The organism is Rodentibacter myodis, assembly GCF_001999305.1.
Taxonomy (GTDB): Bacteria; Pseudomonadota; Gammaproteobacteria; order Enterobacterales; family Pasteurellaceae; genus Rodentibacter; species Rodentibacter myodis.
This window is the reverse complement of the sequence record NZ_MLHQ01000025.1, coordinates 93,624-114,863: the sequence shown is the minus strand read 5'-3', so window position 1 is coordinate 114,863 and position 21,240 is coordinate 93,624. Positions and strand designations below refer to the sequence as shown.

Sequence of the window (21,240 nt, the reverse complement as noted above, 5' to 3'; positions counted from 1 at the left end):
GCCGAAAACTGACAACCACTCGCCAAACCTTACGGGATTACACCTTCTTAAATCCGAACTACCACCTTGAACATCAGCATAATTCTTCCCCAATCCCTTCTTCTCAAAGTGCGGTCAATTCTGCGGATGTTTCTTCTCTTTCAGCGTCTTCTACTTCTTCGCTTTCTCCTGATTATGAAAAATATGATTACCCCGGTCGATAATACGGAGGTCACAAGTCGCCCATGTAGCGGGGCCACAGGGAGAAGAAATCTATTGTGACGAATGGGGCAGAGTGAAACTGCAATTCCCTTGGGACAGGCAAGGGAATTTTGACGAACACAGCTCATGTTGGGTACGGGTAAGCCAAGGCTGGGCGGGGGCGCAATACGGTAATATGATGATACCGCGAATCGGCGATGAAGTGCTGGTCAAATACTTAAACGGCGACCCTGACCACCCCATCGTTATCGGGCGCACCTACCACAGCACCACCGAACCGCCTTATAGGCTCCCCGAACACAAAACCCGCACCACAATCAAATCCAAAAGCCACAAAGGTAACGGGTTTAATGAACTGCGTTTTGAAGATGAAAAAGGACAAGAAGAAATCTTTCTTCACGCCGAAAAAGACTTAAACCACATCGTCAAACACGATGAAACAACTCAAATAGGTAATGACCGTACCGAACAAGTGAGCCGAAACGAAACTATCCACATCGGCAACAACCGCACGGAAACGGTGGCACAGGACGAAGCCCTCACCATCAACCGAGACCAATTCAAGCATATCGGACGCAACCGCATCAGCAAAATTGAAAAAGACGACATACTCAACGTCAATAACAACCGCTATGTGAATGTACATGGCGACACCATTATCCACGTCGGCAACGAATTAAACATTGAAGTTGCGCAAAACGGCAGCTGGCGGGCGGGGGAACTGCTTGAGCAAATCTGCGAAGAGTTTGACTTAGAGGGTTACGAAACGGTAGAAATTAGCGGCCCGGGAGGTTCGATAATCATCGACCGGGAAGGCATCACCTTGGTGGGGGATGTGTATGTTGAGGGAGAGCTGGTCATGGAGAGTGGGGAAGCTGAAGCGGTGAATCCGTTTGAAATGAGTGTTAATGGTAATGAATCCTTGTACAAAGTTCAATTTAGAATGTTAGATGATGAAGGAAACCCTTATGTAAATGTTCCGTTTAGTGCTCAATGAGGGGGAGCAAAATGGAATTACTGATTTAGATGGATTAACGCCTATCTTTTATACACAAAATGAAGAAAACGTAAAATGTAGATTACATATTGACCATGAAGAAGACTGGGAATGGAAAACAAAGCAATAACAGAGGCTAAAACGACAAAAAATGAAGATTTTATTTTTGAGCAAAAGATTAGTCAAAAAATAATAGTATTAGAAATAACGGGAGAGGAAACGGGCTATACAATATAAGCTTTAAAGGGTATAGATTATTCTTCTTCAGATCCCGCAGTGATAGTAAAAACATATAAAGTTAATGTTTTAATCAGGCGATTAAATAGAGACAGAGTTAAAATATCTGATGAAGTTATAGATAGTTTTAATATAACAAGAGACTCTTGGTATTATTTAGGGAGTAAAAAACAGGCTAATAATGGAATTGTTAATAAAGAAGTTTTACTTAATAGAGAGTTTGTGCCTGATGACTATGAGCGAAATCAATATATGGCATTGTGGATGCCAAATTTTCCTAGAGCAATAGTTCAGAATATTTCTAGGGGTATAAAAAATAAAGCTAGATATATTAATATAGATCCACCATACGAGCCTGATGGATTGAATGCTTTTCAATTAACCTGATTTGGTAGTGAAAAGCTACCAGCTAAGCCTCTGAGAACACAGAAAAAACTTGATGGTAGTACTATTGATGAACCAAGGATAAATCCTAATATAGCTACAAATGTGTTAATTCATATAGGAGGGACATATAGTATATTTGGATATGATTACCTAGGAGGATCTTATGGTTGTTTTGGCTACATTCCCAAGGAAAATATATACCCTACTGCGCATAAAGCTAAACTTGCCAGCCTCAATGATGATTATGATGATCATCTTTCAAATCCTAGTTGGATAAAAATATGTAATAGGATTGTGGATCTTGCGTTTAAAGATAAATTAAAGATAGAAATCCATTTAAAAAATAAGGAAGGAGAAACTTATATTCCTGAAGAAATATTGGAAGAGTAACTTATTATTTATTTAAAAATATTTAATAATGTAATATTTTATTTTTTAGATAAATTAAATATAGAAATTAAAGTAAAAAATAAAAGGCGAGGAAATTATGCTTTTAAATAAATATTGTAAAAGCAATATGTTTTTTATAGTAATTATATTTTTAGTTACATTTATTGATGTATATGGAGATTATTATTGGCTGTCTGCAACTTCTGTTTTAATGAAAGATGTTTTTTGGTCTCATTTTTTTGTATATGTGATTATTTATTTATTTTTCATCTTTTTTATAGATTTTATTATTTTTTTATTTAAGAAATTTTTTAGAAATAATAAATGATAGTTAGTATCAGCATTTAAATCGATTTGATCTTGAATAGCTAGATAAAAAATATTAAACAAACCACCAGCTATCTTTACACGGAAAATCAGTATTTTCGTTTTCCACCGTTAGTGCGGGAGTTTATCACCCACTGGGAAAAACTGAAAAAAGGCGGACGGGCAGAAGGACCAATTCACTGGTTTACGGTCACGAATTCTTCCGATAGCGGTATTGGCGTGGGGACTTACACAACCGATGAAATGTTTAAATTATTGGGTAGACAGGATGTGATGCCGGGCGTGGCAAGAGCAGTTAAACGACAGGAATTGGAGGTGGAATTGGGTAAATGCAACGTTAATCGGGCGATTTTGTATAATCAAAAAACAACATCACCGACAGCGGAAGGAAGAGCGGCGGCGGAGACAGCATATCAAGCCAACGAACAAGAAATCAAGCGTATTGAAAAAGAGATTACCGACATCGACGCAAAGCAGCGTGAAGCCGAGAAAAAGCAAAAGAACAGCCAAAATAACGAAAACACCTCACAATCAAACTCCATTGAAAATCAAGCGTTAAGTCAGGAAGAGGCAAACCTGACAAAAGCGTTGGGCTATGAAATGAGTGATACACCGGGGATTAAAGCGCATATTTGCACCTTAATGCCAAAAGATGAGCACGGCAAATACGTGCATAGTTACAAAGATAACAAAGGCAAAGATGTGCTGGCGGAAGTCTATGTACATTCTAAAGTCACGATTATGGACGACGTGTTTACCGTCATCAGCTCGGCGAATTTGAATACGCGCAGTATGCAGGTAGATACGGAGTTGGGGATTATTATGGAATGTGGTGAAGTGGCGGAAGGGTTACGCAAACGCTTATGGGATTTACACACCAATAAGAATGCGTCGGCGAATCCGGATGATATGCATGATTATGCGGTGGCGGTAAAAGCATTTGATGTATGGGGAAAATTAATTGAAGCAAATAAAAGATCCCAAAAAGATGGAAATTCTCCGGAATGTGCCTTACGGGAATTTTATCGTGCCGACCCAACAGTAAGTCGGAGTGATTAATGATGACACGTGTTTTTAAAATCATCGTGATTGTGCTGATTGCCTTAATTGCCTTGGTAATTTGGGTGGGCACAAGCTTTTTTAAAGGGATTGATTTGGGCGGAGCGGGGCATTCCAGCTCACCCGGTATCATTGATGAACATAAAGCGAGAAAAATCAAGAGGGAAAAAATGGAACAGTTAAAAGCCAATTTGGAGTTTGTGTGTAAGCACGAAGAAAAACCGGAACTCTCGGAAGACACCCAACAGCTATATAACTATGCGTTATACCACGACCTACACAATATGTGGACGGGTACGTGGGGCGATGCGGTATGGAACGGGTTGGCACGTTATTACCGTATTGCGGCAATGAATGGGGATTACAAAGCCAATATCCGTTTGCAATACTTACTCAAAAGCGGGCGCATTAGCGCCGATATGCCGCAGACGGAAGTGCATAATCTCAACGAAGAACTGGCGAAACAATTGCCGGCAACGGCTTATTACAATCTGTACGGTTATTTGGATGTGGGGTATGGCGTGCGAACAGAAAAAGATGGTAAATATGCTTATCTGAGAAAAGCGGCAGATTTAGGGAGTCGTGAAGCACAATATGTTGTGGCGGATATGTTAGGAAGTATTAATGATGACGAAACATTAGAACTACGTATAAAATTAGTCGATCAGTTGCGCGCCTGTGCTTCAAAGCAAGGATTAGGTGAGGCCTCTGATATGTTAGGTATCAGATTACAAAGAAAAAAAGAATATCAGAAAGCATTGGAAGTATTTCATCAAGGTGTAAAGAATGGTAGTGACCTTTCTGCTAATGTTTTAGCAAGAGTATTTAATAATACAAAAGAAGAAAAATACTTAGATAATTTGAATCTCAGAGAAGATAGTGAGCGAGCTCGTCGCTATAAAATTATCGGTGATTACCTTTATGATAAAGACTACCTACAACCTAAAGTGCCCGATTTGGACGATATTGTGCCGCTTCCTCCCGCCCCGCTGCCGGAATGGGACGGCAAAATCGAGTTTCAGCGTTGGTTTGAGGGGGAAGCCCCACCCAAACCAAGCGAAGAACTGATGATGAAATTAGCCAACCAAGCCGGGCTTCGGGTGGATAACGGGTTAGATTTAGAAACCGATATGCCGAAGAAACCGAAAAAATAATGAAAAATGCTACTGCACTCTTATTTGTCTATGATGACAACCATCAATTAAGTTAAGTTTAAGTAATCGGTTGATCGGGGAATCAGACCGGCTTTGGTTATAACGAATGGGGGCAACCGAACAAACGGATGCCTTTTTTATCTTATCCCCTTGGATGAAACCGTTCGTGTAAGCGTTTTAAGCGTTCTTTTGCCACGTGAGTGTAAATTTGCGTGGTGGAGAGATCGCTGTGTCCAAGCAGCATTTGCACCACACGTAAATCCGCCCCGTGATTAACCAGATGAGTGGCGAAAGCGTGGCGTAGAACGTGAGGGGAAAGGGCTTCTGCATCAATATCCGCTAAAATGGCATAATGCTTTATGCGATGCCAAAAGGTTTGACGGGTCATTTGTTGGGCGCGTTGGCTTGGAAACACAATATCGCTGCTTTGTCCGTTCAACAAAATAGGGCGGGCATATAATACAAACTGGCGAATCCAAAAGGCGGCTTCTTCTCCCATTGGCACGATTCGTTCTTTGTTGCCTTTCCCGATTACCCGCACGACACCTTGTTGTACGTTCATATTTTCAATGGTAAGTGAGACCAGCTCTGTTACCCGCAATCCCGTTGCGTAAAGTAATTCCAACATTGCTTTATCACGCAATTCAAGCGGAACTTCCACATTCGGCGTATTGAGCAAATCACTGACTTGTTGTTCGCTTAAATATTTCGGTAAGCGTCCCGGCAATTTAGGCGAGCTGAGAACCGCACTGGGATCGTCCGAACGGTATTTTTCGCGGTATAAATATTGGAATAATTTACGAATCGCACTTAACATTCGGGCGGTGCTGGTGGCTTTGTAACCCTGTTCTAAGCGTTCGCCGAGAAAACGTTGTAAATCTATTGCGTCTAAGGTTTCAAGAGACAGATTGTTTTTCTCAAGCCAATCACAAAGTGCGGTCAAATCCAGTCGATAAGATTGCACAGTATTTTCCGAAAGTCCTTTTTCGATCCAATATTCGTTTAGAAATAAATCAATAAATGACAAATTGTTCATCTTATATTCATCAATTCTGTTTTAGCAAAAATGCCTCTAATTTTCGTGGAATCACAAAGAAGGCGAGGGCTGCAACGGCACTCATTGATAAAAATGTCATTGCCGGTGAAATAGGATAAATCACGCCGGAAAGGGCGGTAAACAAGGCAATCAATACACCGTTGGAAAGTCCATTATACAAGCCTTGTAGTTTGGCAATGTGATGTTGGGGTTGGGTGCTGATGTAGCGTACGATGGCGTAATGACAAGCCGCGTAGGTAACGCTATGTGCCACTTGTAACGGCAATATTTCCCAGAAATGATCAGCGTAGGCTAAGCCTGCCCAACGCAACACACACACGAAAGCGGAAAGATAAAAAATCGTGCTTACCGTGCGATTTTGGAATAAGCGGCGGGAGAAAAAAAACAGCAAAATTTCCGCCACCACACCGACTGCCCAAAGTAAGCCGGTTTGTGAAACGGGAATGCCGAGGCTTGTCCAATAAATGGTGCTATATACATAATAAGCGGCGTGCGAGCCTTGAATTAAGCCCACGGCAATCAGCACCCGTAAGGTAATTGGGTTTTTCAATAATGCCCAAAAGCCAATTTGGTTGTGTGTACCGCTTGAGTCTTCATCTTTGGGGGGAATAGTGGGATTGAAGAGCTGAATGAGAGTATAAAACAATAAAAGTGCGGTCAAAATCCACACAATATTTTGTTCGCCCAACCAGCCGATCATTCCACCGAAAACAACCACGCCAAGGATAAATGCCACCGAGCCGATTAATCGCACTTTGCCGTAGTCTAATCCAATTTGTCGCTGCCAAGTGGAAGCCAACGAATCGCCGATAGGCATTCCGGCGGAATTGACCATTGCAAATAGCCCAATGGCGGCAAAGAGCAACCAAAAATGTTGGGTGACAAAACTCATTATCGCCATAATGAGGCTGGAGGCGAGGGCAAGTAAACGCAAAGAATTGATAATATGATCCGCTTTTTTGATTCGGGCAGAAAAAAACATTCCGCCAACAAAACGGAAAATATAAGAGCTACCAATCACAAGCCCAATCATTTCTTCACCGTACTGTTGCGATTTTAACCACGCCGGAAAAAAAGGTAAAAATACGCCGTAAGCACAGTAATAACCGAGAAAGCTCAAGGCGAGCCAGTAAAAAGGACGAATTTGCATCAGAATAATTTTTCCATTTCTTGTGAACGTTCCACACAGGCAAACATTGCTTGTGCAATGATTTGATGAAATTGTTTTTCATTGAAAATACTGAGCGCGGCAGCCGTTGTACCACCTTTGGAGGTAACGTTTTCACGTAAGGTGGAAAGTGGTGTTTGGGGATTTTCTATCACCATTTTTGCTGCGCCCAACATTGATTGTTGCACCAATTCACGGGCGGTTTCGGGGGAGAGTTTCATTTCAATCAATGCTTGTTGCATTGCTTCCAGCATTAAGAAGAAATAAGCAGGGCTGCTGCCTGAGGCGGCGGTGACGGCGTGCATTTGATTTTCATCTTCCACCCACGAAGTTTTTCCCACTGCAGTCAGTAAATGTTGAGCAAAAGTGCGGTCGGTTTCCGCCGTGTTTTGGGGGGCGAATAAGCCTGCCATTCCTTCCCCCACTAATGCCGGAGTATTTGGCATTACCCGCACGATTGATTTCGCCGTTGGAATTAAATCTTGCAGACGGGCGGTGGAAATACCTGCTGCAATGGAAATGAGTAATTTATCGGAAAAATTGACCGCACTTAACGGCGTACAAACTTCCGCCATCATCTGGGGTTTTACCGCAAGCAAAACCACTTCTGCACGTGTTACGCTTTCAAGATTATCGGCTGAAGTTTGTGTACCAAGATTGGCGAAGAAGGCGCGTTTTTCTTCATTCGGATCGTTCACAATAATTTGCATGGCGGGATAACCCTGTTTCAATAAGCCAAGCACAATCGCCTGTGCCATATTGCCGCCGCCAATAAAGGCGATTAATTTCTGCTGCATCATTTTTTCCTGTGAGTTTATGGGCTACAATGCAGACTATTTTACCCGATTATGAAGGAAGTGTACGATGTGGTTTAAAAATTTAATGACTTATAGAATCACCAAGCCCTTGGAATGGAATTTGGGCGTGCTTCAAACCCAACTTGAAGATTGCCGATTTCACCCTTGTGGCGCGCAAGATCAAAGTAAGTTTGGTTGGACATCACCATTGCGTGGTTCGGATTTACTGTATTTTTCCGTAGGCAAACAGATTTTATTAATGGCGAAAAAGGAAGAAAAAATGCTACCGGCAACGGTAGTGAAACGGGAATTGGATGAACGCATTGAAAGTCTGGAACAAAAGGAAAACCGTAAACTGAAAAAAACGGAAAAACAAACCTTAAAAGATGATGTAGTGATGAATTTATTGCCACGTGCTTTCAGTAAAAATCAACATACGGCGTTATGGATCGACACGGAAAATAACCTGATTCACGTGGACGCCGCATCAAGTAAACGGGCGGAAGATTCATTGGCATTATTGCGTAAATCATTAGGCTCATTGCCGGTTGTTCCCCTTGCTTTTACCAACGAACCCAGCACGATTTTAACCAATTGGATCACGCAAGACAGCCTGCCACATTGGTTAGTCGCCTTAGAAGAAGCAGAGTTGCGTGGCAGCCAAGAAGACAGTGTGATTCGTTGTAAAAAACAACCGTTAGAAAATGAAGAAATTCTTGCATTGTTGCAAGAGGGTAAAAAAGTGGTGAGTAAATTAGCTTTGGAGTGGGAAGATACGCTGACTTTTGTCTTCAACGAAGATTGCACCCTGAAACGCTTAAAGTTTGCCGATGCCGTACGTGAAAAAAATGATGATATTTTAAAAGAAGATTTTGCTCAGCGTTTTGATGCGGATTTTGTATTGATGACCGGTATTCTTGCGAAATTAACGGAAAATTTATTGGATGAATTTGGTGGAGAAAAAGTGAGGTTATGATGAAAAGAGCGGTCAAAAAATCTCGTGCATTTTTGACCGCTCTTTTTAGGCATTTAACTCTACTTTTCGAGACTGCTCAATGCTTGAAGTTTACGCAAAATAATATTTAATACCACACCATAAGCCGGGACAAATAATAAAATACCAATCAACAATTTGAATAGATAATCTACAAAGCCAAGTTGCAACCAGTGTTCTGCCATAAAAGGATCGGTGCTTTGGTAGAAGGCGATACTGAAGAATGCAAACGTATCCGCCATTGATCCAAAGATCATTGAACTGCTTGGTGCGATCCACCAAGTTTTAAGCTGGCGTAAACGGTTGAACACGAAGACATCCAATAATTGCCCTATCAGATAAGCAAAGAAACTCGCTATCGCAATGCGGAAAACAAAGGAATCGAAGGTACCGAGTGCCGCCATTCCCTGATACTGAGCATCTAAAAATAAGACAGAAATCACATAGCTTACGATTAATGCGGGGATCATTACGATGAAAATGATCCAACGGGCTTCTTTTGCCCCAAATACCCGTACGGTTAAATCGGTGGCAAGGAAAACAAAAGGAAAGGTGATTGTTCCCCAAGTGCTATGAAATGAGAAATCGTCAGCCGCACCAAGTGCGGTCAATTTTAGGCTAATTTCAAAAGGAATTTGTACTAAATAATTACTGGCAGCGATAATGAGAATATGGAAAAAACTCAACCAAATCAGTGCATTGCGTTTTTGTTGATCGTTAAAGATCGGGTAATGAATGGTCATATTTTACCTTTTTGATTTTGTCGATATTCGGGGTAAGGGAACCCGAGTTGAAAAATGAGGGGGCATAATACGCAAATTTATTGAGATTGCAAGTTAATGATTGATGATTCAGATTTTTTATTTTTTTATGTTGAAAAGGTGGCTTGACAATAACCCTCTGTTTAAATGATAATAATTATCAATTAATTAGCCCTATAGGAATCACAAAATGAAAAGAACCAAGTTTGCGTTACTTCCCCTTGCTGTATTTGTTACCTTCAATGTTCAAGCTAATGCAGAGCAGTTGGATGTTATTGATGTAGTGAGTGACAATTATTCACCGCAAGTTTCTAATGTTGCGGCTAAAGGTGTGGTAAAAGTCCGCCAAGCCACAAAAGTCTCCGATGTTTTGCGTGGCGTGCCGGGCGTGAATGTAAACGGTAGTCGCTCTGTTGTGGAACGTTATAATATTCGTGGCGTTTCGGAAGAGTATTTAACCGTCAGCATTGATGGTGCGCGTCAGGAGGGATATTCTTTTCATCATTCCGGTAACTATGGTATTGATCCTGAAATTTTAAAACGGGTTGATATTGATGTGGGTGCCAATTCGGTAACAACCGCTGCGGGATCTTTAGGCGGTTCGGTAAAATTTGAAACCGTAGATGCGGAAGATATGCTGGAAAAAGGGCAGAATTTTGGCGGTAAAGTCAAATATGGCTGGGGCAGTAATGGTAATTCTCACCAAAGTACGGCAATGCTTTACGGGCGTGTCCGTGATTTAGATTTGTTAGGTTATTTTAACTATCGTCACCAAGAAAATGGCAAAGACGGCAATGGATTAAAAAATCAAAACGAAGGACATCTGCAAAATTATCTTTTCAAAGGGACATATCATATTAGCCCTGAACAATGGGTAAAATTCTCGGCAGAACGCTATCATAATACGGCATTAAGTTGTTTCCGTGCGAATTTTGGTATGTGTTTAGGGGATGTGCCTCAACCGGGGGAGAAGGGATTTATTAATAAAAATCATGGTAGGGCTTATACTGGGATTGAACGTAAAACTTATACGCTTTCTTACGGTTATAAACCAACAGATAATGGATTGATTGATATGAAAGCCAATATCTATAATACCGAAACCGAAAATTCATCTATGACAAGAAAGCAGTCAAAAGTGAGAACCTTAGGCGGTACTTTATCGAACCGTGCCAATTTTGATTTTGGGGAGACAAATCATAATGTGTTAATTGGTGGGGAATATTATCAAACTAAGGCAATGCGATTTGGGGGCGTTGATACAAATCGTAGAACTGGTGCGGTAACGGGTATTCGACCAGACTACACACAAAAAGCATATAACACTTCTGTTTACCTTGAAGATGCTATTGCACTAGGTGATTTTGTTGTTACGCCGGGAATTCGTTACGATCACTACAAAGCGGATTTTATTGGTTTCAACAAAAGTTATAACCGCTTCTCTAAAGCACTAGGATTAAAATATTTTGTTGGTGAAAACCTTGTGTTATTTGGTAACTATACTGAATTATTCCGTGGACCGGGTTTTGGCGAGTTAACCTTAGTTTCACCGGGGCGTTATCAAGGTAGCTTAGAGGCAACCAAGGGGGATAATAAAGAACTCGGTTTTAATTATGCGAAAGAAAATTTGTTGAGTAGCGATGATACCTTCTCTATTACAGCAAAATATTTTCATACGGATTATGATAATGTCACACAAAGTGTCGAGGGGATCGGTAAAAGTACCTATGAAAATTTAGGGCGTGTTTTGGTAAATGGCGTAGAAGCTTCTGCAAAATATCGTATTAATAATTTAACCACTTCTGTGAGTTATGCGCGTGCTAGAAGTGAGCAAAAAGACAATCATCATTACACTGCTTTCCCTGATTCGGGTGATCGATATGTATTTGGCTTGAATTATTATATTCCGTCAACGCAAATTGATTTAGGTTGGAATACGATGTACGTTCGTGATTTTTATACTAATGCGGCAACAAGTACGCGTAAAGAAGGTTATGCGGTAAGCAATGCCTATATTTCTTGGAGTCCGACTCAGGTTAAAGGGTTGGAATTGACTTTTGGCGTGGATAATATCTTTAATAAAGCTTATAAAGATCATAGCACACAGTATTATAATGCGGTTGATTTAGATCCGGGTCGTAACTATAAACTCTCGGCTTCATATAAATTCTAATTTCTTTCAAAGTGCGGTCAATTTTAACCGTAATGCCAGTCAGTTAACCCGCTGACTGGTTCTTTTTATATGATATTTAAGCGTTTTCTCTCTCACGACTCTCAGAGAGTTTCACTTTTTCTTATTAGAAAGTTCATAATGTCCAACTCATCTAAACTGCTTTTTACTTCTTAATGTATAAGCTTGTGCCAATAGGTACTGCTTAACTTCTCGGTAACCCAATTCAATTTCCCGGCGATGTCGATAAACTGAAACAATTTCGTTCGCCGGATAAGTTGTATTATCAAGAAGAGAGGTAATACATTGAAAATGCTTACCCTTTTCTGTTTTTTCTAATCCTAATTCACGTAAGATATCGTATTTTACCCCTTTCGTAAGGGAATAAGCCAATAGCTTTGTGTTGAGGATGTTTGTACCATTAATCGCTATTAATGACCTGATGGCTCATTAAATCATCTATATGGCAAAACCACTTTTACTTGAGGATAAAGCCTTTGTCTGCGATATGTCTCGAGCGTCCAAATGTTTGTTCTAAAAATCACTCCGTCTACGGAAAAGAGATTCAGCCCACGCCATTTAGGACGTGTTGATTGACCTCCTTGATAAAAGTAAGGGGAAACTAATTTAAAAAGTCGTTTTAGGCTTTCTGCCCTCAATCGTTGTCTGCTTGAACAGTAGTACTAGGAGGCTATCACCTGTTTTTTACCGGGGAGGACTAAATCAAGTTGGCTTACGATACTTCTCAAGGATTGTTTGCGATAAAGCCCGATGCCAATGACCGACCAAATGGCCGATTCAAGGGGAAGTCTACGCTTTTTCACTGTTGCGATACCACTGTCTTCTAGAGCTTGAGAGACCAATTCATCATCAAGGAAGGAGCTGAGTTTGTTGAGGGTATAGTGTAAAGAACAATGAAAAGTTGTTTTGAGGGCTTGTGAGAGTTCCATAGATAATCCGGTATCAAAGTTGATACCGGATGATTTAATGATCATTTTCGATCGTCAAGAGGATTAACTGAGCTGCATTACAGTTAAATTGACTGACGCTCTTTTTTAGAAATTTATCATCAACTAGCTATGCCACTTTATGTAAACCAAGTGTTCCATCGTCTTCCATTTGTTTTGTGATACCCACAATTTCTGCCACTTTGTCACCTTCTTTAAAGAAAACAAAGCCACCATTTTCCATTTTTGCCCAAGCCTCGTCTTTGGTGAGAGGAAATGTGGTGATAATGGTGACTTTATCGCCTTTTTTCGCATAATCATTAAAATCAATGACACCGTCATCATCAATACGATGGGCTTTGCCAAAGGGTGCCTTGCGGGTTAGATAGTGTAAGTTGGTGGAGCAGTGAGCGATCATCCATTCGCCGTTGGAAAGGATAAAATTAAAGGTGCCGTGAGTCGCAATTTCTTTTGTGATTTCTTGAATCGCCTTAAAAATTTGCGTTTCGGTCGGTTTTTTACGGAAACGATTTTTTAAATGTTCCGCCATATAGCAAAATGCCGCTTCAGAATCGGTCGAACCAATAGGTTGGCAAAAACTTTCAGACATATCCGGCAAATCTTTTAAATTGCCGTTGTGGGCGAAAACCCAGTTTTCTCCCCAAATTTCACGAATAAAAGGATGGGTGTTTTCAATATTGACTTCGCCTTGTGTGGCTTTGCGGATATGTGCGATGACATTGAGGGATTTGATTTTGTATTGTTTTACACAATCCGCAATGGGAGAGAGGGTGGCAGCCCGATTATCGCGAAAAATTCGCACGCCACGTCCTTCAAAAAAAGCGATACCAAAACCATCGGAATGGCAATCCGTTAAGCCGGCACGGCGGCGAAAACCTTCAAAAGAAAAGACAATATCCGTTGGGGTATTGCAGTTCATACCGAGTAATTGACACATAAAAATTCTTCTAAAATATTGATTGATAAAAACCCTACAATGAGTGCAGATTTAACACCATTATAGGGTTGATTTCAAGAGAAGTGCGGTGGGATTTTAGATAAAATTTTACAAAAGATAATTTCAAGTGTTTATCTTGATAACCTGTATTTCTAAGGCGGAAGCATATAATTTGCCTACATATATCTTATTTGTTGCAATTCGCTTTATATTTGCATAACCTTCAGGCTCTCCACTATTTGGATTACAGTCAAAATGGGGAAAGTTGCTGCCAGAAATGTCAATTCTTAGACGATGGCCTTTCTTGAATAAATTACAACTCTCGAAAGGGCGAATTATCACTTCCTCTATTTTTCCCGTTTCTAGAAGAGTAGGGGTGGTCCAAGAATTGCGATAGCGACAACGAATAATTCCATCAGTAATATTCATTGCATATCCTTGTGGGTAATCTTCATTGGGAGGATAAACATCAATTAATTTTGCAGTAAAATCACAATCTGGCGCATCACTTTCAAAAAACAAACGAATTTTTACTTCTCCAGCTAAACAAAGATCATGTTCTAAAATATCACTTTGGTAACTTAAAATATCTTTCCTTGCATTTAACGGCATATTATTTTGTTTCGAGCCGTAAAAACCGGGTAATTCTCTCTGATCAAATGCTCCCCCCCAGAAAATAGGTTTTCCAGATGTAATTGCCCCACCTATCGTTGGGACCGGGTTATTAGGATCAGATTGAAATATATGAATTTTTTCTTTAGATGGAACTTGTTTTAAGCCAAAATCATGTTGCAAGAACCATATCTGGGTCTCGGTTTTAGGAAATGGGTAAGAATTTGAATGAATCCATTGTCCTCCATGTTGCATACGGCCTTCGCTATCCTTCCTACCATTACCTCCCCCCATCATAAAAAAGGAAATATTGTGTTTTTCATTTTGATCAACAGGCAACTTCAAATATTTTTCAAACCAATCCAAACGATAGCCTAGCCAGTTATCGGCAATATTTCCATCAAAAGCAGCCTTACTTGAGAACTCGACATCTCCACTGTATGTTATATTACGATCACCATGCAGCCAAGGACCCATAATTAATCGTTGAGGGGCTTTTCTGCCTTTCTTACTAAACGCCATGAAATTCGCAATCGTAGAGGGAACGTAAGCATCATACCAACTAGACATAAATAAAACTGGAATATCCGGTAGAGTTTTGTACCACTTTTCTGCATAAATTCCTAATTGCTGCCAATATTCGTCGAACTCTCCTTTTCTCCATTGTTGTAATAAATAATCTTCATATTCGGGAATATAACGAATCGGAGAACAACCAGACTTCCATGGCATTTGTTCAAACCATTGATGAATGTTCTCCTGAGCAATTGCACTGGCAATAAGTGGATCAGATTTAGCCATTGGGCTTTGTGCCGCTTGTCTAAATGCCCAAGTTGCTTGTTTAAGCTCAAATGCTCCACCTTGTCTAATACCGCACTGATAGGCATTTGAAAATCCGCCAGAATCCAATACCATTGTTTTTAATCCTTCTGGATTTAAACAGGCGGCAGCTAATTGAGTATGAGCAGCATAAGATAACCCCATACTCCCTATATTACCGTTGCACCAAGGTTGTGCCATAATCCAACGGTAGGTATCAAAACCGTCTTCCCCCTCATTAATATATTTTGTGAAGGTTCCTTCCGAATTATAACGCCCTCGGCAGTCTTGAAAAACAACGACCATTTCCCTTTGAGTGAAAGCTTTAGCCATTTTCTCTCGGGAAATTTTTTTACCATCCAGTTGAATCTCTGAACGGGAATGGGCTGACTTGTTATATGGTGTTCGTTCAATCACAACGGGCCAACTTTTTAAAAGAGATTGATTGGGGAGGTAAATATCAGTAGCCAAGAAAATACCGTCTCGCATAGGTATCATGATATCTCTGAGTAAAGTATATGACATTGTTTTGTCCTGTGATCTCAAATTAGTAACCGATATAAACGGCTAAAGTTATTAGTCCTAGTGCCGCAATTGTTAAAAGAATAATTAAAGGCCAAACAAATTTAGCCCAATCACTCCAGCTTATTTGTGCTGTAGCTAAGAAAATGAGTAGCCCACTTGATGTTGGGGTTATGATATTTGTGAGACCATTCCCCATTAAAAAGGCTAAGACTGTTGTTTGTGGTGAAACACCCGATAATTGCCCTACAGGTCCCATTATCGGCATAGTGACAGCTGCTTGCCCCGATGTAGATGGTATTGCTATATCCAACAATAATTGAGAAAAAAACATACTATAAGCAGATAAATAAGCATTGCCTATACCAATAAAACTTACTAGATAATAAATAATCGTATCCAAAATTTTTCCTTTAGTTAAAATAATTTCAACTGCTGTAGCTAATCCGATTAAAATAGCCGCAATCATCACTTTTTTCATACCGCCTATAAAAGCTTCAGCAGTATCACTAGGACTTATTCTGGCAATAGTCGCAAAGACTATACTTAAAAAGAGATAATAACTTGATAAATCATTTGCTTTCCACTTCCATATGTTAGAACCGTAAACCATCACAGCTACACCAATAGCTAATGTTAACAACAGGATTTTATGTCGACTGGAAAGAGGAGTTGTATCAAAATTATAATGTTGTAAATTATGTGTTTTATTTTCTTGCTTTGCTTTCCAGAGTACGAAAGAAATCCCTATAGTCATCATAATTACATAAGTTAAAACACGTAAACTTAAACCACTGAATATTGGTAAACCTAATAAAGGTTGGGCAATAGAAAGCGCATAGGGGTTGGTAATTGATGCTAAGTAACCAACTTTTACTGCTATAGCCACGATACTTAGCCCTAAAACATTACTATATCCTAAACGAGATGTGAGAGCGATAACCATTGGTATAACTAGTAAGTATTCCTTCGCTAAACCCATAAAAGTACTACCGATAGAAAAAATAATCATGATGAGTGGAATCAGGAAATAAATATTTCCGGCGGTTAGCCCCAAAGTTCGTTCTAGTCCAGATTCAATGGCGCCAGTTTTATTTAACACACCGAACATCCCTCCAATAAACAACACCATGAAAATTAGTCCACTTTGCTTAGCAATTCCTTCGGAAATTGAGCGTAACATATCACCGACACCTACTGGTGCCGCCTGATACTGTTCTTTTTTTACCAAAGATTGACTGATTATCCCTATAGCTGAAACATTTTTTTCCATGGTTTGATAGCTATTAGGTATAACAGTTTTGTTTTCACGTTGATATTCTCCCGAAGGTAAAACAAACGTCATTAACATAGCAATCACTGCTATTGCTAACATCATAATTGTAGGATTCATTCCTCTACGTTTAGTTTTCGTGCTCATATTGTTGCTCCCTTAACCTAGAAAATTATCAGGCAATTAAACTTCCCATGATTTCTCGACGAATAGAAATGCCTGATTAATAAACCAAGGTAATACAACACACGTCAAAATATCAAAACACACAACCTAATAACAAAACTTTAACGATAGTAACATCATTTCTTTGCGATGAAAAGGACAAGAAGGTGAGAGTTATAAATCAAGAAAGTAATAAAAAATAAACATAGTAGCTTTTGTTTTACCCAAAAACAGTAATTTTGGCTGAGTGACCTTGAGCTAAATTAAATAATAGTGATAAAGTGAAAACAAGATGAGCTTCTGTATACTCTCAGCAAGTTGATTGAGAATTAATTAGATAATTATCCATAAACTTTAATTATGGACATTTTATGTGCCACGTTTTCCACCAAGATTATATTGTTAAAAAGGGCAATGATTACGAACAGCTTGAACACGAAATGCTTGCTTTATTAGACCAACGTGGAGCGCAATATCCAGCGGAACACAATGTAGAGCATCTATATCAAAAGCAAGCCAATGTAGATTTACGCCAGTTTTACCAAAAACTTGATCCGACTAACAGTTTTAACATAGGCATTAGTAAAACCTCTAAGAAAAAATATTGGGCGGAGTAGTTTTAGGGAAAGAGTCTGAGCGACTTAGATTATAGATTTCATTGAAATTAAACCGTACTTTTTGTTTTACAATAAAAGTGCGGTCATTTGAAAAAATAAACCACAATCATTCAATTTTTGTACACTAAGTTAAACAGATTTGTTACGAAAATAAGTGATATTTGAGTTAAAAGAAAATATAAAATCTATAAACGATTAAAGCTAAGAACGAAAGAATTTAAAATTAACTATAAACTACCAGTAATTCGATTGGCTCCTCCTGCTGGACTTGAACCAGCGACATATGGATTAACAGTCCACCGTTCTACCGACTGAACTAAGGAGGAGTAGATATGATAATTGATGGTGCCTCGAGGCGGAATCGAACCACCGACACGGGGATTTTCAATCCCCTGCTCTACCGACTGAGCTATCGAGGCGTTATCGTTATTGGCTACTGCCTGACAACGGGGCGTATTAAACTATTTTTTCGGTTATCGGTCAACAACTAAATTCAAAAAAATGAAAAAAACAGGTGTGTTTGAATGGTTAATAATCAATATGCTTATAAAAAGAACGAATATTTCAAAAATTATTCAATAAACGACCGCACTTTTTATAAAAAATACCCGAAGAAATTTTCCTCGGGTATTTGATTTTTGTTTATTGATTGAAAAATTATCGTCTTACACGGAATTTTTTCTGTGCCTGATCCACTTTCAACAGGTAATTTCTTGCCTGAGAAGACGGGTGTGCTGTGGTGAGAATACGATAAACCTGTTCCGGATACATCTGATTGATTTTGTAAATAGCTTCATCTTTATCGTTATCAAATACACGTAACACTGCACCGGCACCGCTGTTATAGGCAGAAATCATCGCAAAGCGTTTAGACGTTGGGTTAGTAATTCCATTTAGATATTGATTTTGTAAAATCCATAAATAGGAAACACCTGCATCGATATTATTTGCCGGATCATATAAATGACGTGCGGAAGGTTGTCCGCTTCGTCCTTTCATTGCAAAAATATCACGCCCTGCCGTGTGTGGCACAACCTGCATTAAACCAATTGCATTCGCATAGCTGATAGCATAAGGGTTGAAGCTAGATTCTGTTTGCATAATCCCGAGGATGAGGCTTTCATCAATGCCATAGCGTTGTGCGGCTTTACGTACTAACGGAAGGTATTTTTGCGCCCGCACTTCCACGTGATTTGCAATCATTGGAATTGCCACAAACTGCACTGTATTACCGTTCTGTAAACGGCGGGTTTGTAATTTATTTTGAATTAAATAAGTCGCAAAATTACCGGCAATAAATTGGTTGGCGATTTGTTGACCATTATTATCTACCACCTGCCCCAAAAGGAATGGACGGGAACTGATTGGCACATCGCCGGAGGCAAATAAATCAATGCCTTTCGCATCAGACCCCATTAATAAAGTATGTACAATGGCATTATGTAATCGGTTTAAGTCTTTTTGAGTTTCAATCACAATATTACCTTCATCGAAACTCACGTGGCTGCGGGTATAAAATGAATCGGTATATTTCACATAATCTTTACGGCTAGCAACGAGTAATTCATTCACCCCCCAAATGCGGTCAATATTATGAGAAAATTGTCCGGTAAGGATATCAAGTCCCTGCGTATCTTTTGCAAAGACTTCATCATAATTAATGCCTCGATTGCGGTTTGGGGAATCGCTACAAGCATATAAAAGTGGCAATAATGCCAACAACAAATATTTTTTCATTCTTTTACTGCCAATTAATTTGATGGAGGAACATAACCTTCAATATGAACATCTTTGCCTTCAAACAAAAAATTAACCATTTCTTGTTCAAGTAGTTGGCGATGCTCCGCGTTCATCATATTGAGTTTTTTCTCGTTCACAAGCATCGTCTGTTTTTTGATCCATTCGCCCCACGCCTGTTTACTGATTGAATCAAAAATTCGCTTGCCTAATTCACCAGGATAAAGTTGAAAATCCAAACCTTCCGCGTCTTTTTTGAGATACTCACAAAATATCATTCTCGCCATATTTATTCCTTACAAATTGTGTTAATAAATTTTTTACCGGTTGAGCCAGCCCGATCTGTTCAGGATTTTCGGGATCATACCAATATTTGACCGCACTGGATAGACTTGGTTTGTATTCTTTTGGTTTTTCCATCACTTTACGCCAGTCTAAATTGGCGTGTTCTTGTTTAGCGGAATTGCCTATTTCCGCATAAATAGGATAAATATCCAAGTGGAAATGGCTGAACGTATGGCGAAAACCTGCCCATTCTTGGTAATAAGCGATATTTTCTGTTGCCAAATAAGCCAATAATTCTTCCTTAGAATCAAATTGTGGAAAACAAAATAATCCTCCCCACAAACCGACACTTTTGCGCTGTTCCAACCACACCTTACCCTGTTGGGATAAAATCAAGAAATAGGTTTTCTTCTCCGGCATTATTTTTTTTGGCTTTTTAGTAGGATATAAATCCCAAGTGCTATGCTTATATGCCTGACAATCCTTGTGTAGCGGGCAAAGCTCACATTTCGGTTTCGTACGGGTGCAAACCATCGCACCAATATCCATCATTGCTTGGTTAAAATCCGCGACACGTTCTGTCGGCGTAACCTGCGCCGTTAAATCCCATAAATGGTTTTCGACTTTTTTATCCCCCGTCCAGCCCTCTATGGCAAAATAACGCGTCAATACACGTTTTACATTGCCGTCTAAAATCGGGTAGGGTTGGTTCAATACAGAAGATAACACCGCCCCGGCAGTAGAACGCCCCACACCCGATAACGCCCAGACTTCATCAAAATGCGTCGGAAAATTTCCGCCAAACTCATCCCGTATTTTTTGTGCTGCCTTATGTAAATTTCGGGCGCGGGCGTAATACCCCAATCCCGTCCATAAATGTAATACTTCATCTTGCGAAGCATTGGCAAGTGCGGTCACATTTGGGAAAGTTTTGATAAAACGTTCAAAATACGGAATCACGGTTGCCACTTGGGTTTGTTGCAACATCACCTCGGAAAGCCAAACCCCATAAAGGGTTTTATTTTGTTGCCAAGGCAAATGTTTGCGCCCAAATTTGTCATACCATTGCAATACAGATTGAGCGAAAGGTGCGTGAACGGAGGATTTTGCCAACATAAGATTCCTAAATAAAAGTGCGGTTAAAAATGGCGGAGATTTTACATCAAAATGGGGCTTGTTTATCTCTGTTTTTTGAGTATAATCTGCCCTTCTTTGGTGCCAATTATGGCGTATTATCAACTCACGCGGTGTAAGAAGAAAGTTCTTATAGCGGCGTGGCTTCATTTTGAGGTTTTCTATGAAACAAGGTATTCATCCGGAATATAAAGAGATCACTGCAACTTGTTCTTGCGGTAACGTGATCAAAACCCGTTCAACTTTAGGCAAGGACATCAACCTTGATGTGTGCGGTAACTGCCACCCATTCTACACAGGTAAACAACGTGTTGTAGATACCGGCGGTCGTGTTGAACGCTTCAACAGCCGTTTCAAAATTCCGGGTACAAAATAATTTGAACCTGTTTACAAACCCCGCCATTCGGTGGGGTTTTTGCATCTTAAAGAAACAAAATTAACAATAAAAACTTTTGAAAAAGTTGTAAACAAA

20 protein-coding genes, 2 tRNA genes and 3 pseudogenes are annotated in these 21,240 nt (G+C 39.7%); 11 read left to right on the top strand and 14 right to left on the bottom strand.

From position 1 onward, the window contains the following. The 7 genes and pseudogenes from BKL49_RS12355 to BKL49_RS09830 all read left to right on the top strand — a co-directional run. Positions 1–203, top strand: a pseudogene (locus BKL49_RS12355) (type VI secretion system tip protein TssI/VgrG); the annotation flags it as partial. 8 nt (positions 204–211) lie between these two features. Then, positions 212–1,198 (top strand): annotated as a pseudogene (locus tag BKL49_RS12825) (type VI secretion system Vgr family protein); the annotation flags it as partial. Positions 1,199–1,309: 111 nt separating this feature from the next. Next, positions 1,310–1,435, top strand: a complete 126-nt coding sequence (locus BKL49_RS12820) for a hypothetical protein (protein WP_279625917.1) — start codon at positions 1,310–1,312, stop codon at positions 1,433–1,435. A 39-nt stretch (positions 1,436–1,474) separates the two neighbouring features. Next, positions 1,475–1,822, top strand: coding sequence for a hypothetical protein (locus tag BKL49_RS12730; RefSeq protein ID WP_244151990.1), 348 nt, complete (start codon positions 1,475–1,477; stop codon positions 1,820–1,822). Positions 1,823–1,924: 102 nt separating this feature from the next. Next, positions 1,925–2,212 (top strand): hypothetical protein, encoded by a 288-nt coding sequence (locus tag BKL49_RS12725; protein WP_244151989.1) that lies wholly within the window; start codon positions 1,925–1,927, stop codon positions 2,210–2,212. A gap of 441 nt (positions 2,213–2,653) precedes the next feature. After that, positions 2,654–3,598: a phospholipase D-like domain-containing protein gene (locus BKL49_RS09835; protein ID WP_244151988.1), complete on the top strand. Its 945-nt coding sequence runs from the start codon at positions 2,654–2,656 to the stop codon at positions 3,596–3,598. Next, positions 3,598–4,752, top strand: a complete 1,155-nt coding sequence (locus BKL49_RS09830; RefSeq protein WP_077424953.1) for an SEL1-like repeat protein — start codon at positions 3,598–3,600, stop codon at positions 4,750–4,752. Before BKL49_RS09835 ends, BKL49_RS09830 begins: the two co-directional genes overlap by 1 nt. 142 nt (positions 4,753–4,894) lie before the next feature. On the opposite strand, the gene xerD is transcribed toward BKL49_RS09830, so the two are convergent. Genes xerD through proC form a run of 3 tightly spaced genes read right to left on the bottom strand, consistent with a single transcriptional unit; the run spans position 4,895 to position 7,774 of the window. Continuing rightward, complete coding sequence (gene xerD, locus BKL49_RS09825) at positions 4,895–5,788, bottom strand: site-specific tyrosine recombinase XerD (protein ID WP_077424951.1); 894 nt, start codon at positions 5,786–5,788, stop codon at positions 4,895–4,897. 10 nt (positions 5,789–5,798) lie between these two features. Continuing rightward, the gene (locus BKL49_RS09820) at positions 5,799–6,959 is read right to left on the bottom strand and encodes a 3-phenylpropionate MFS transporter (protein WP_077424949.1); all 1,161 of its coding nucleotides are present in this window, start codon (positions 6,957–6,959) and stop codon (positions 5,799–5,801) included. Continuing rightward, complete coding sequence (gene proC, locus BKL49_RS09815; RefSeq protein WP_077424947.1) at positions 6,959–7,774, bottom strand: pyrroline-5-carboxylate reductase; 816 nt, start codon at positions 7,772–7,774, stop codon at positions 6,959–6,961. Before proC ends, BKL49_RS09820 begins: the two co-directional genes overlap by 1 nt. A 67-nt stretch (positions 7,775–7,841) precedes the next feature. Here proC and rdgC point away from each other — a divergent pair, with 67 nt between their 5' ends. After that, entirely contained in the window at positions 7,842–8,750 is a 909-nt protein-coding gene (gene rdgC, locus BKL49_RS09810) for a recombination-associated protein RdgC (protein WP_077424945.1), read from the top strand. 59 nt (positions 8,751–8,809) lie between these two features. Here the strand turns inward: rdgC and BKL49_RS09805 are convergent, their stop codons facing one another. Further along, positions 8,810–9,511, bottom strand: a complete 702-nt coding sequence (locus BKL49_RS09805) for a 7-cyano-7-deazaguanine/7-aminomethyl-7-deazaguanine transporter (RefSeq protein ID WP_077424943.1) — start codon at positions 9,509–9,511, stop codon at positions 8,810–8,812. A 208-nt stretch (positions 9,512–9,719) separates the two neighbouring features. Between BKL49_RS09805 and BKL49_RS09800 the strand changes: the two genes are divergently transcribed. Beyond that, positions 9,720–11,702, top strand: coding sequence for a TonB-dependent receptor domain-containing protein (locus BKL49_RS09800; protein ID WP_077424942.1), 1,983 nt, complete (start codon positions 9,720–9,722; stop codon positions 11,700–11,702). Between the two features lie 147 nt (positions 11,703–11,849). Here BKL49_RS09800 and BKL49_RS12910 read toward each other — a convergent pair whose 3' ends face one another. The 5 genes from BKL49_RS12910 to BKL49_RS09780 all read right to left on the bottom strand — a co-directional run bounded on the left by BKL49_RS12910 (position 11,850) and on the right by BKL49_RS09780 (position 16,977). Next, positions 11,850–12,092, bottom strand: a complete 243-nt coding sequence (locus BKL49_RS12910; protein ID WP_425271883.1) for a transposase — start codon at positions 12,090–12,092, stop codon at positions 11,850–11,852. A 290-nt stretch (positions 12,093–12,382) separates the two neighbouring features. After that, on the bottom strand, positions 12,383–12,694 hold the full coding sequence (locus tag BKL49_RS09795) for a transposase domain-containing protein (protein WP_077424940.1): 312 nt from the start codon (positions 12,692–12,694) through the stop codon (positions 12,383–12,385). Between the two features lie 82 nt (positions 12,695–12,776). Next, positions 12,777–13,604, bottom strand: coding sequence for a class II glutamine amidotransferase (locus BKL49_RS09790; RefSeq protein ID WP_077424938.1), 828 nt, complete (start codon positions 13,602–13,604; stop codon positions 12,777–12,779). 123 nt (positions 13,605–13,727) lie between these two features. Beyond that, positions 13,728–15,560: a CocE/NonD family hydrolase gene (locus BKL49_RS09785; RefSeq protein ID WP_077424935.1), complete on the bottom strand. Its 1,833-nt coding sequence runs from the start codon at positions 15,558–15,560 to the stop codon at positions 13,728–13,730. A gap of 22 nt (positions 15,561–15,582) precedes the next feature. Continuing rightward, positions 15,583–16,977 (bottom strand): YfcC family protein, encoded by a 1,395-nt coding sequence (locus BKL49_RS09780; protein WP_208607821.1) that lies wholly within the window; start codon positions 16,975–16,977, stop codon positions 15,583–15,585. A gap of 377 nt (positions 16,978–17,354) precedes the next feature. On the opposite strand from BKL49_RS09780, the pseudogene BKL49_RS09775 reads away from it, so the two are divergent. Then, positions 17,355–17,612: pseudogene (locus tag BKL49_RS09775) on the top strand (D-lactate dehydrogenase); the annotation flags it as partial. 250 nt (positions 17,613–17,862) lie between these two features. On the opposite strand, the gene BKL49_RS09770 reads toward BKL49_RS09775, so the two are convergent. The 5 genes from BKL49_RS09770 to mutY form a co-directional block, all read right to left on the bottom strand. Then, positions 17,863–17,938, bottom strand: a tRNA-Asn gene (locus BKL49_RS09770). Positions 17,939–17,955: 17 nt separating this feature from the next. Next, positions 17,956–18,031 (bottom strand) — tRNA-Phe (locus BKL49_RS09765). 238 nt (positions 18,032–18,269) lie between these two features. Further along, complete coding sequence (gene mltC, locus BKL49_RS09760) at positions 18,270–19,349, bottom strand: membrane-bound lytic murein transglycosylase MltC (RefSeq protein WP_077424933.1); 1,080 nt, start codon at positions 19,347–19,349, stop codon at positions 18,270–18,272. Between the two features lie 14 nt (positions 19,350–19,363). Next, positions 19,364–19,636, bottom strand: coding sequence for an oxidative damage protection protein (locus BKL49_RS09755; protein WP_077424931.1), 273 nt, complete (start codon positions 19,634–19,636; stop codon positions 19,364–19,366). Next, positions 19,614–20,750: an A/G-specific adenine glycosylase gene (mutY, locus tag BKL49_RS09750; RefSeq protein ID WP_077424929.1), complete on the bottom strand. Its 1,137-nt coding sequence runs from the start codon at positions 20,748–20,750 to the stop codon at positions 19,614–19,616. Before mutY ends, BKL49_RS09755 begins: the two co-directional genes overlap by 23 nt. A gap of 181 nt (positions 20,751–20,931) precedes the next feature. On the opposite strand from mutY, the gene rpmE reads away from it, so the two are divergent. Then, complete coding sequence (rpmE, locus tag BKL49_RS09745; protein ID WP_077424927.1) at positions 20,932–21,144, top strand: 50S ribosomal protein L31; 213 nt, start codon at positions 20,932–20,934, stop codon at positions 21,142–21,144. Positions 21,145–21,240: the final 96 nt, after the last annotated feature.